Consider the following 11,112-nt stretch of genomic DNA (forward strand, 5'->3'; position numbering starts at 1 on the left):
TAAACGTTTACATCGCGGGTTGCATCATGCGTCCATCCATCAAGCAAGTTGCTTTAGAAGCCGGCGTCTCCATCGCCACTGTCTCGCGTCTGCTGAACCAGCCGGACTCGGTCAGCGTCGATACTGCCAGCAAGGTCAACCAGGCCATCGAGGCGCTGGGCTTCCGGCCGAACTTCAACGGACGCAATCTCCGCGCCGGCCGTTCGCACACGGTCGGGGTGGTGGTGCCGACTTTATCCAATACGGTATTTGCGCAGTGCCTGCAGGGCATTGAAACGGCGGCGCGCCAGCGCGATTACTCGGTGATGTTCACCGCCACCGAATATCGCCAGCAAGACGAAGCTGCGGCGGTGGAACTGCTGCTGGCGCACCGCGTCGACGGCGTCATCCTGACCGTTGCCGATGCAGAAGCCAGCACCACGCTGGATGTGCTTGATCGCGAAAGAATCCCCTACGTATTGGTATATAACCAGCCGCAGCAGAGCGCACGGCCGTCGGTGTCGGTCGATAATCGCGCCGCTGCTTATGACGCGGTGACCCACCTGATCAAACTAGGCCATCGCCGCATCCAGATGCTGGCCGGCCAGTTCCATGCCTCGGACCGCGCCTTGCAGCGCTATCATGGCTACCTGCAGGCGATGCAACAGCACGGCCTGGAGCCGCTGGCGCCGATCGAGGTTGCGCGCCATACCTACACTTCGCTCGCGCTCGACTACCTGCAGACATTCCGTGATCCACTGCAGCGGCCGAGCGCTCTGTTTTGCTCCAACGACCTGCTGGCCTTGAGCGTGATGCGCGATCTGCGTGCACTCGGCCTGCGCGTGCCGGACGACGTCTCGGTCATGGGCTTCGATGGCATTCCGCTGGGCGAACTGATGGATCCGATGCTGAGCAGCGTCGAACAGCCGTCCGAGCAGATCGGCGCTCTTGCACTGCGCACGCTGGTGACAGCGATCGAAGAAATGCAAGATGGCTATTCACCCGCCAGCTCGCACCTATTGCCGCATACCGTCCGCATCGGCGCCTCGGTCAAGCCGTTCACGAATCCCCTTTAATCCAGCCAACATAGAAAGGAAGCAGCATGCGTTCAGCACGTGTTTTCCATGCCATGGTCGCCGCCGTCGCCCTGGCCGCTACGGTTCATGCCGCCGCTCAGAATGCCATCTGCTATAACTGTCCGCCCGAATGGGCAGACTGGGCGACGCAGATCAAAGCCATCAAGGACAAGACCGGTATCACGGTGCCGCCCGATAACAAGAACAGCGGCCAGTCGCTGTCGCAGATCATTGCGGAGCAAGCCAGCCCGGTGGCTGACTTCACCTACGTCGGCGTGACTTTCGGCATTGAAGCAAAAAAGAAGCAGGTGACTGCGCCCTACAAGCCGGCCGGCTGGAATGAGATTCCGAACGAACTCAAGGATCCTGACGGTTACTGGTTCACCATTCATTCCGGCACCATGGGCTTGATGGTGAATGTCGATGCGCTTAAGGGCAAGCCGGTGCCGCACTCGTGGCAAGACTTGCTGAAGCCGGAATACAAAGGCCTGATCGGCTATCTCGATCCAGCCAGCGCTTTCGTCGGCTATGTCGGCGCGGTGGCTGTCAACCAGGCGCTCGGCGGCACGCTGGACAACTTCACGCCGGGCATCAATTACTTCAAGGCACTGCAAAAGAACCAGCCCATCGTTCCCAAACAGACTTCATACGCGCGCCTGCTGTCAGGCGAGATTCCGATTCTGTTCGGCTATGACTTCGATGCCTATCGCGCCAAGTACAAGGACAAGGCCAACGTCGCTTTCGTGATCCCAAGCGAAGGCACCCTGACCGTGCCTTACGTCGTCAGCCTGGTGAAAAATGGCCCGAATCCGGCCAACGCCAAGAAGGTGCTGGATTTCCTGCTGTCCAAAGAAGGCCAGGCAATCTGGGCCAATGCCTACCTGCGGCCGGTACGCGCTTCCGCCATTTCAAAGGAAGCCCAGGCGCGCTTTTTGCCCGCAACGGAATATGCGCGCGCCAAGTCGGTTGACTACGGCAAGATGGCCGAGGCCCAGCGCGGCTTCAGCGAACGTTACCAGGCAGAAGTGCGGTGACAGTCGGTCTGTCAATCGGGCTGTCGAAGCGGCGCCCGCAACGCCGGCTATACCTGCTGTTCGCCTTGCCAGGCATGGCCTTGTTCGTGGCGTTCTGGCTGCTGCCGATGTTGCGTCTGGTGGCGGTAGGGGCCAGCGGCCCTACTGGCGCCGCGGCATATTTTGCGGTGCTGACCAATCATCACTATCTGATGAGCCTGATTTCGACATTGCTGCTGTCGGCGGCGGTGACCCTGGCCACTTTGCTGATCTCTGCGCTGGTCGGCCTGTTCTTGCAGCGCAACCGCTTCGCCGGCAAAGCTCTGCTGCTCGCCATGCTGACCTTCCCGCTGGCTTTTCCCGGTGTGGTGGTCGGTTTCATGGTGATCATGCTCGCCGGCCGCCAAGGCTTGATCGGCGTCGTCAGCAACTGGCTGTTCGGCGACGCCTGGGTATTTGCCTATTCGCTTGGCGGCTTATTCCTCGGCTATCTGTACTTCTCGATTCCACGCGTCATCCTGACCATCATGGCTGCCGCGGAAAAACTTGATCCGGCGCTGGAGGAGGCCGCCCGTTCGCTGGGCGCCAATCCTTTGCAGGTGTTCGCCAACGTCGTACTGCCGGCCCTGGCTCCAGCCATGATTTCCTCCGGCGCGATCTGCTTCGCCACCAGCGTCGGCGCGTTTGGCACGGCTTTCACCCTGGCCACCAATATCGATGTGCTGCCGATGGCGATCTACAATGAATTTACCAGCTATGCCAACTTTGCAATGGCAGCCGCATTGTCGATCGTGCTGGGAGCAATCACCTGGCTGGTGCTGGCGCTGGCGCGCTCCTGGTCCGGCAATGCTGCTGGCGCCGCGGCGTAAGGAACCACAACATGCAGAAATCGTTCCGCTTCTATTTCCAGCTCGGTTTCACCCTGCTGGTATGCGCCTTCCTGATCATCCCCATCATCCTGTCAATGCTGGCGGGGATTACGGACAATTTCTTTATCGGCTGGTCCAGCGGTTTTACCGCGCGCTGGATCGTACAGGTCTGGGATAGCTACCAGGTCACCATCTGGCGTTCGATTGCGATTGCGCTGGCCTGCCTGGCGGTCACTACCTTGGCCGGCGTGCCGCTCGCCTATATGCTGGCGCGCCATAACGGCGGCAACAGCCGCCTGGCGCGCGCCATCGAGGAACTGCTGATGATGCCGGTGGCGGTGCCCGGCCTGGCTACCGCGCTGGCGCTGATCATGGCTTACGGCCAGTATCGCGAATTCCGCGGCAGCCTGCTGTTCATCCTGGTCGGCCACGTACTGTTCACGCTGCCGTTCATGGTGCGTCCGGTGCTGGCGGTGATGCAGACAGCGCAATTACCGGTGCTGGAAGAAGCCGCGGCCAGCCTCGGCGCCGGCCCGCTGCAGCGCTTTTTCGGAATCGTCATTCCCAACGTGTTTTCCGGCATCCTGGCCGGTGCGCTGATGGTGGTGACCTTGTCGATAGGCGAGTTCAACATCACCTGGATGCTGCATACGCCGCTGACCATGACCTTGCCGGTCGGGCTGGCCGACAGCTATGCCTCGATGCGGCTGGAAGTGGGATCCGCCTACACGCTGATTTTCTTCCTGATGATTATCCCGCTGCTGATCGCCATGCAATGGGTGACCCACACCACACGTTCAAGAGTCCGCTTATGAAGAATGCCGTTTCCATCAAACTGATTCAGTGCGCCAAGACCTTCGCCAACGGCGCGCAGGCGCTGCAGCCGATAGAACTGGAAATCCGCCCCGGTGAAACCGTGGTGCTGCTGGGGCCTTCCGGCTGCGGCAAAACCACCACCTTGCGCCTGATCGCCGGCCTGGAATTCCCGGATGCCGGCGGCCAGGTCCTGTTCGACGGCGAGGATGTGACGGACTTGCCGATAGAAAAACGTGGCGTCGGCATGGTGTTCCAGAATTACGCCTTGTTCCCCAACATGACGGTCGGCGAGAACATTGCCTACGGCCTGAAGATCCGCAAGATGCCTGCCGCTCAGCGCCTGGAAAAAATCGCAGCCCTGCTCGAGATGGTGCAGCTGCAGGGGCTAGGCCAGCGTCGCATCGACCAGCTCTCGGGCGGCCAGAAACAGCGGGTAGCGCTGGCCCGCGCACTGGCAGTCGAGCCCAAGGTATTGTTGCTGGACGAGCCTCTGACGGCGCTCGACGCCAAGCTGCGCGAAACCCTGCGCGCCGATCTCAACCAGCTGCTGCGCAAGCTCGGCATCACCGCCATCTACGTCACCCACGACCAGAGCGAGGCGATGGCGCTGGGCGACCACGTAGTGGTAATGGAGCGCGGCAAGATCGCCCAGATCGGCAGCCCACGGGATATCTACTACCGTCCCGCCAGTCATTTTGTCGCCGATTTCATCGGCACCATGAATCGCGTGAGCGGCGTCGCCGGTGATGGTCAGCTGCGCTTCGGCGGCGGCCAGCTGCCCTGCGATACCTCGTCCGCCGGTTTGCGGGCGACCCTGATGTTCCGGCCGGAAGACGTCGAGGTGGTCGCCGACGGCATGGGCGGCGCCGACATGCAGGGCGAGATTCTGTCGACCTTCTTTTTGGGCGACCGTACCCGCCTGCTGGTCGATGTCGGCGCCGAGCAGGCGGTAGTGGTCGACAGCGGTCGCGGCGCATCGTGGCAAGTGGGAGAGCGCATCGCGCTGCGCGTGCCTGAGCATGCCTTGCTGCATTTCCCGGATGAGGTGGCGGCATGATTCTTTGCCAGATTTCGGATTTGCATATCAAGGCGCAGGGCAAGAAATCCTATCGCATCGTCGATACCGCGGAAAGCCTGAAGCGCTGCATCGCCCAGGTGAACGGACTCAGGCAGCGCCCCGATGCCGTGGTGATTACCGGAGATCTGGTGGATTTCGGCCTGCCAGAAGAATATGCATTCCTGCGCCAGCTGCTGCAGGCGCTGGAGCCGCCGTATTACCTGATTCCTGGCAACCACGACGAACGCAGCGCCTTGCGCGCGGCCTTTCCCGAACACGTGTACCTGCAGCAAAGCCAGGACAGGATCGAGTATGTGATTGAGGAACATGCGCTGCGCATCGTGGCGCTGGATACGGTGATTCCGCATGCCAGCGGCGGTGCGCTGGCCGCCGACAGCCTGGTCTGGCTGGAGCAGGTGCTGGCGGCGCAGCCGCACAAGCCGACCGTGATCGTCATGCATCATCCGCCGTTTCATACCGGCATCGGCCACATGGATAAAATCGGATTGGCGCAGCCGCAGGCGCTGGCTGCCGTGGTGCAGCGCCATCCTCAGGTAGAGCGGATCCTGTGCGGCCATTTGCACCGTGCCATCCAGGTGCGCTTCGGCGGCAGCATTGCCTCGACCTGTCCCGGCGTCGCCCATCAGGTGGCGCTGGATCTGAGCCAGCAGGCAGAGTCCCGCTTCGTGATGGAACCACCGGCGTTCCAGCTGCATCTGTGGGATGCAGCGCACGGCTTGATCAGCCACACCGCCTATGTCGGGGAATTTGACGGGCCCTATTCGTTCTACGATGGCGACAACCTGATCGATTAAGCCGTTCTTTAGCGCAGGATCAGTTTCAGCGCCGGCTTCTCGCCGTAGTCGTCGTAGCGCTCGTTGATCGCAGCAATGCAGAATTCCAGCTCTTCGAGGATTTCGGCGGCGTGCTGGCGCAGCTTGTCGCTGTGCAGCACTTCAATGTTCAGCACCTCGTTTTCCTTGAGGCGGAACTTGCTCATGCCGTCCTCGTCGCGCAGATAACTCAGGCAATCGATCCAGGCATTCATGTTGCGGCCATAGAATTCGGGGAAGCCGAAGGCCTTGGCCGATTCGCTATGGAAGCTGTCCCAGCCGGTGATGATTTCGCCATTCAGGCTTGCGCTTGGCATGTCAGTTCTCCTGCGTATCTGGTGTCATGCCGTGAACTTACCACATCTTGACGGCGGCTCGCGCGCCACGGCGGAGTCAATCGATACAGTACGGCAAGGATAGGGAAAAGAAAAAGGGGTTCCGCTGCCGGAACCCCTTTTTATTCGTTGCAGGCAGGACACGACACTAGGCTTATTCCAGCCCGCTATGCAGCACGCTGTCAGGCAAGGGCGCCTTGAACCAGCGTTGGGCATTCACGTTGAGCATGCCGTTTTTCTTGATGCTGCTCAGCATGGTGTTGATCTTGTTCAGCAAGGCGGTTTCGTTTTTGTTAACGCCGATGAAGCAGGGCGAATCCTTCAACACGATTTTCAGCTGAGTGCTTTCTGCCTGCTCCTTGGTAAAAGCGGAAATCAGCACGTTGCCGGCAGCCAGCAGCTTGGATTCGCCTTGCAGATAGGATTTTTCCGCGTCCTTGCTGGTAGAGAAGCGCTTGATGATGGCGGAAGGCGGTGCGATCTTGGTTAACTCAACATCTTCGATCGAATCCTTGAGCACGGCGATTGTCTTGCCGGACAGGCCGGCAGCATTTTTTACGTCCAGGTTCGGAGCGCCGAACACGCCCAGGTAAAACGGCGCGTACGCTTGCGAAAAATCGATCTGTTTCAAGCGTTCCGGATTTTTGCCAAGGCTGGAAATCACCAGGTCGACATGATGGTTCAGCAGCGAAGGAATACGGTCCGCGCTGGCCAGCGGCACCATGTCGAGTTTCACTCCCAGCTCCAGCGAAATCATCTTGGCGATCGAGATATCGAATCCTTCCAGCGACTTGTACTGGTTTTCCGCGCCGAACGGCGGCGTATCTTTCGGCACGGCGACGCGAATCGCGCGCCGGCTCTGGATGTCATCCATTGCATCCGCGCGGCTTTCCTTGGCGGGAATCAAGCCCCCTGCGATGGCGATGAAATAGACAAAAATGCATGCAACAACACCGGTGTAACGCTTCACAAGAAGACTCCCAGAATGAATTGAATGTAGTGCATGTCTATCCACGACGACAATGGCAGAGACATTGCTGCAATGCCCAGCAGCACCGGATTCTATGTCTGGGTGGAAAGTTTGTATACGGAATAATCGAGCAGGAATGCCAGCTGTTGCGTGCCGCCCACTTTGGCTGCGAGTGGGCTTTGGCAAATGCATTGGGTGGTCGCCAAAACCTTGTCACAAACCAGGCTGTGGGTAATCTTTGGTAGCCAAGCAGAATACCTCCGCCACATTAGCCGGCGGCCATTGTGTACCGTCAAGCAGCGCTGATGCTTGCTACCTGATCTAGCTCTTTTATCACGTCGTCCGACAGCGTCAGCGCGCCTGCCGCCAGATTCTCCTGCAAATGCGCGACAGACGAAGTGCCGGGAATCAGAAGGATGTTGGGTGCGCGACGCAGCAGCCAGGCGAGCGCGACCTGCATGGGTGTGGCGCCGAGACGCGCAGCTACATCCGACAAGGTAGAGGATTGCAGCGGGGTAAAGCCACCGAGCGGAAAGTAAGGCACGTAGGCGATACCGTCGCGTGCGAGGTTGTCGATCAGGACATCGTCTTGCCGATGCGCCACGTTGTAATGGTTTTGCACACAGACGATCTCGCAGAGACGGCGTCCTTCAGCGATCTGCGCCGGAGTCACATTGCTCAATCCGATGTGGCGCACCAGACCCTGGCGCTGCAACTCGGCCAGAATCGTGAGCGGTTCTTCGATTGATCCTTCGACAGGTCCATGAATGCCGAACATGCTGCGCAGGTTAACCACATCGAGTACATCCAGGCCAAGATTGCGCAGATTGTCGTGGACTGCCTGGATCAGTTCTTCACGCGACATGGCTGGAATCCATGAACCGTCGTCGCCGCGCCGGGCGCTGATCTTGGTCACGATGACAAGATCGTCTCGATAAGGATGCAGCGCTTCGCGGATCAGCTGGTTAGTGACGTGAGGCCCGTAGAAATCGCTGGTGTCGATGTGATTCACCCCGCGCGCGACGGCTTCGCGCAGCACGGCCAAGGCCGCGTCCCTATCCTTGGGAGGACCGAATACGCCAGGGCCGGCAAGCTGCATGGCGCCATAGCCAAGCCGCTTTACGCTGCGGCCGCCAAGTGCAAAGCTGGGAGATACGTCGATATTAGACATCATTGTGCTCCGGTATATGAAAGACGACCCATGGTAGGCTTTTCCAGCTTTCACGATAACTGGGTACAATCAATACGGGTTGTGCGGATTGGCGAACAGTGGGAGTGCGAACAAATGAAGGTCGATCTGGGTGATCTCAATGCTTTTGTGGTGGTGGCGCGCGCCAAAGGCTTTCGCGACGGCGCGCGCGCAAGCGGCAGCAGCGCATCAGCGCTCAGCGAGGCAGTACGCCGCCTGGAGGCGCAACTCGGTGTGCGGCTATTCAATCGCACCACGCGCAGCGTGGTGCCAACCGAAGCGGGCGAGGGCTTGCTGGCGAGGCTCAGTCCGGCCTTGAGCGAGATGGAGTCCGCACTCGATGTGGTGAACGGTTTCCGCGACAGGCCAGCCGGCACCTTGCGCCTCAACGTGCCAGTCAGTGCGGCGCGGCTGGTGTTGGGCAGCATCGTACCGCCGTTTCTCGCTGCCTATCCCGACATTCAGCTGGAGGTCATCACCGAGGAAAGTTTTGTCGACGTCATCGCCGCCGGTTGCGACGCCGGCATCCGCTACGACGAGAGGCTGGAGCAGGACATGATCGCGGTGCCGATCGGGCCGCGCGTACAGCGCTTTGCCGCTGTCGCTTCCAGCACCTACCTTGATCGGCATGGCCGGCCGCAACATCCGCGCGAACTGCTCGACCATGCCTGTCTGCGCGGCCGCTTTCCCAGCGGTTCGATGCCGCCGTGGGAGTTTGAGCGCAACGGAGAATTATTGCGAGTTGATCCGAGCGGGCCGCTGATCGTACAGGCGGGCGGCGGCGTGGATCTCGCGGTTGAAGCGGCGATCGCAGGCAGCGGCATTTTTTATCTGTTCGAGGACTGGCTGCGCCCCCATCTTGAGAGCGGCGCACTGGAAGCTGTGCTGGAGCCGTGGTGGCCGCGCTTTTCGGGGCCGTTTCTTTATTATCCCGGACGACGTCTCGTACCGGCGCCTTTGCGCGCGTTTATCGATTTTATTAAGATGCCATCTGGCCAGCGGTGAGCTCAGGCGGTGGCGAGTGACCGGCGGCGGGAATCTCCCGGGTTTTCGCCTGCAGGCGAAAACCGCTCAGACGGCGGCAAGCATGCTTGCAGAAACCCTGTCTTCGCCCCGCGTCCGTGCCGGCCGCGGGCTCGATGCCTGTCACATCAGCACCAATAAAAAAGGCCACCCTTCGGGTGACCTTTTGTATTGGTGGTGGAGGCGGCGGGAATCGAACCCGCGCCATATTTCCCTGCAAAGCCTTTATCTAGGCGAGTTTCAGCTTCTTAACGATGGGCGTGGGCGAAATTTGGGCGAAAAACGCTTGCAACTGCCGGCATGTCTCCTGGTCGTTCCCCTGTTCGATCCAGCGGCCATATGTCCTGGTAATCATTTCCGTATCACGATGCCCCATCTGTTTGGCAACATACAGCGGGTTCGCGCCGGATGACAACAAGGTACTAGCGTAAGTGTGGCGCGTTTGATAAGGGTTGCGATAGCGAACGCCAGCTTTGCGCAAAATGCGCATCCAGCGCTTTTTAAGCGCATGGTCGTCTGCCCAGCCGATATCATAGCGCGGGTCATGGAAGACCAGGCCGGCGGCCGAAAACGTGTGCGCCTTTTGCTCCATAAGCGCGTTGTATGCGCCCCGGAGCATATCGATTTTACGACGTCCTGCCGAGGTCTTGGCTTCGTCCTTAGTCACGCCTTCGACGCGCACCTGGTCAACGCTGATATTGCCATGTATCCAATCTATCGACGCCCATTTCAGGGCGATGAATTCCGATGTGCGCATGCCGGTTGCAAAGGCATGTTGCCACAGGTTTCGCTCCTGGCCTTCACAAGCGCCCAATATAGCCAATATCTCGGCCATGTCGAACGGATCGACCACGTAATCGGACGTGCGTGACTTACGTGTCATGATTTTTTCCAGTTTGACGCGGTCCAGCGGATTGGATTCGATCAAGTCATCGTTGACCGCCTGTTCCAGCGCATTACGCAACGGCGTCAAGATGTTGCGCACGGTCTTGATCTTGCAATCCAGTGAGCCTATCCAGGCGCGTAACGCCGGCGGCGCTAGGTCCAGCAAGAGAGTTTTTTCCCATTGAGGGAACAGGTGCGAATCACAAACCTGCCGATAGCCGCGTAGGGTGCTCGGCGACAGAGTGCGCTCAGCGATTCTCAATTGTTCGCGCAACAGCTCCCCAATAGTGATGCGCGCCGGCGCAGGCGCCGCACCGAGTTTAGTGGCCATGGGGGAATTCGGGAAATAGTCAGCATAGTTAAACGCCCCTTTTTCAATGGCATTGAGAATTTCACCACGTAACCGGATCGCAAAATTTATATTCTGCTTTGTGTGCGCGAGTTTCAACGACTCGCGGCACTCCATGCCGAGATACATGAACTTGACCCGAATCGATTCGCTGTGAGCGCCCTTGCGCAGCTCCACTCCACGAGCGCCTGACAATGCGGCTACCATTGTTCCGCCCATTTCTCGACCGCTGCCAGGTTGATCCACAATCTACCGTCCACGATCTTGCATTGTTTGCCGTCTAGCCATTTTCCTGCCTTGCGCCTAGCCATGACCGAGTCGGCACTGTCGCCGGTGATCTCGGCGTACTTTTCTAGTTTCACCCACTTGATGGTGTAAGTCATTCCCTTGTCCTTTTTTTTGTTAAATAACGTAATGTAGTTTTGGTGCCTGGCAGGCGATCACGCCGTCGATGTCCTTAGCTGCATATTTGGCGATGAAGCTGGCATCCGCTGTATTGGGTGCGATGGCGGCTTGGCAGAATTTCGTCCAATCCAGGTAGAGGGCGGAAGGCGGTCCGATTGGGTCGGAAGTGAGAATGTTCGATATGGGGATCTGCGCATACAACGCCAGTTTCTTAACGCCGCCCAGCTCGACTTCCTCGGCTTTCACTGCCGTCACATCGCCATAGGCCTTAAAGGCGCCATCGGCCCAGGTGCTGCGCAGGTGTTCGACCCAG

The 11,112-nt window shown here is 59.4% G+C and carries 13 protein-coding genes; 7 read left to right on the forward strand and 6 right to left on the reverse strand.

What is annotated here, in order from left to right; translation table 11 throughout:
• Nucleotides 1-26 precede the first annotated feature (26 nt).
• The 6 genes from VNZ65_RS22205 to VNZ65_RS22230 all read left to right on the forward strand — a co-directional run bounded on the left by VNZ65_RS22205 (nt 27) and on the right by VNZ65_RS22230 (nt 5,625).
• Complete coding sequence (locus VNZ65_RS22205) at nt 27-1,055, forward strand: LacI family DNA-binding transcriptional regulator (protein ID WP_325672966.1); 1,029 nt, start codon at nt 27-29, stop codon at nt 1,053-1,055.
• Between the two features lie 53 nt (nt 1,056-1,108).
• On the forward strand, nt 1,109-2,089 hold the full coding sequence (locus VNZ65_RS22210; RefSeq protein WP_414649198.1) for an ABC transporter substrate-binding protein: 981 nt from the start codon (nt 1,109-1,111) through the stop codon (nt 2,087-2,089).
• Between the two features lie 74 nt (nt 2,090-2,163).
• A complete protein-coding gene (locus VNZ65_RS22215; RefSeq protein ID WP_325672967.1) occupies nt 2,164-2,937 on the forward strand; it encodes an ABC transporter permease in 774 nt (257 codons plus the stop codon).
• An 11-nt stretch (nt 2,938-2,948) separates the two neighbouring features.
• Nucleotides 2,949-3,752 carry an ABC transporter permease gene (locus VNZ65_RS22220; RefSeq protein ID WP_325672946.1) on the forward strand — a complete coding sequence of 268 codons (804 nt, stop codon included), beginning with the start codon at nt 2,949-2,951 and terminating at the stop codon, nt 3,750-3,752.
• Nucleotides 3,749-4,810 (forward strand): ABC transporter ATP-binding protein, encoded by a 1,062-nt coding sequence (locus VNZ65_RS22225; RefSeq protein WP_325672948.1) that lies wholly within the window; start codon nt 3,749-3,751, stop codon nt 4,808-4,810. The genes VNZ65_RS22220 and VNZ65_RS22225 overlap by 4 nt, the downstream gene beginning before the upstream one ends.
• Nucleotides 4,807-5,625: a phosphodiesterase gene (locus VNZ65_RS22230; protein ID WP_325672950.1), complete on the forward strand. Its 819-nt coding sequence runs from the start codon at nt 4,807-4,809 to the stop codon at nt 5,623-5,625. Before VNZ65_RS22225 ends, VNZ65_RS22230 begins: the two co-directional genes overlap by 4 nt.
• Before the next feature lie 8 nt (nt 5,626-5,633).
• Here VNZ65_RS22230 and VNZ65_RS22235 read toward each other — a convergent pair whose 3' ends face one another.
• From VNZ65_RS22235 to VNZ65_RS22245, 3 genes are all read right to left on the reverse strand, one after another.
• On the reverse strand, nt 5,634-5,960 hold the full coding sequence (locus tag VNZ65_RS22235) for a barstar family protein (RefSeq protein ID WP_325672951.1): 327 nt from the start codon (nt 5,958-5,960) through the stop codon (nt 5,634-5,636).
• 172 nt (nt 5,961-6,132) lie between these two features.
• Nucleotides 6,133-6,948, reverse strand: coding sequence for a transporter substrate-binding domain-containing protein (locus VNZ65_RS22240; protein WP_325672954.1), 816 nt, complete (start codon nt 6,946-6,948; stop codon nt 6,133-6,135).
• A 292-nt stretch (nt 6,949-7,240) separates the two neighbouring features.
• Nucleotides 7,241-8,119, reverse strand: a complete 879-nt coding sequence (locus tag VNZ65_RS22245; RefSeq protein ID WP_325672969.1) for an aldo/keto reductase family oxidoreductase — start codon at nt 8,117-8,119, stop codon at nt 7,241-7,243.
• 114 nt (nt 8,120-8,233) lie between these two features.
• On the opposite strand from VNZ65_RS22245, the gene VNZ65_RS22250 reads away from it, so the two are divergent.
• The gene (locus tag VNZ65_RS22250) at nt 8,234-9,142 is read left to right on the forward strand and encodes a LysR substrate-binding domain-containing protein (protein ID WP_325672956.1); all 909 of its coding nucleotides are present in this window, start codon (nt 8,234-8,236) and stop codon (nt 9,140-9,142) included.
• Nucleotides 9,143-9,389: 247 nt separating this feature from the next.
• On the opposite strand, the gene VNZ65_RS22255 is transcribed toward VNZ65_RS22250, so the two are convergent.
• The 3 genes from VNZ65_RS22255 to VNZ65_RS22265 all read right to left on the reverse strand — a co-directional run.
• Entirely contained in the window at nt 9,390-10,601 is a 1,212-nt protein-coding gene (locus tag VNZ65_RS22255) for an Arm DNA-binding domain-containing protein (RefSeq protein WP_325672958.1), read from the reverse strand.
• Nucleotides 10,595-10,777 (reverse strand): excisionase, encoded by a 183-nt coding sequence (locus tag VNZ65_RS22260; RefSeq protein WP_325672960.1) that lies wholly within the window; start codon nt 10,775-10,777, stop codon nt 10,595-10,597. The genes VNZ65_RS22255 and VNZ65_RS22260 overlap by 7 nt, the downstream gene beginning before the upstream one ends.
• A gap of 19 nt (nt 10,778-10,796) precedes the next feature.
• Nucleotides 10,797-11,112: GPO family capsid scaffolding protein (locus VNZ65_RS22265; protein ID WP_325672964.1), on the reverse strand; the 316-nt coding region annotated here is incomplete at its 5' end.

The organism is Collimonas sp., assembly GCF_035566555.1.
Classification (GTDB): Bacteria; Pseudomonadota; Gammaproteobacteria; order Burkholderiales; family Burkholderiaceae_D; genus Collimonas.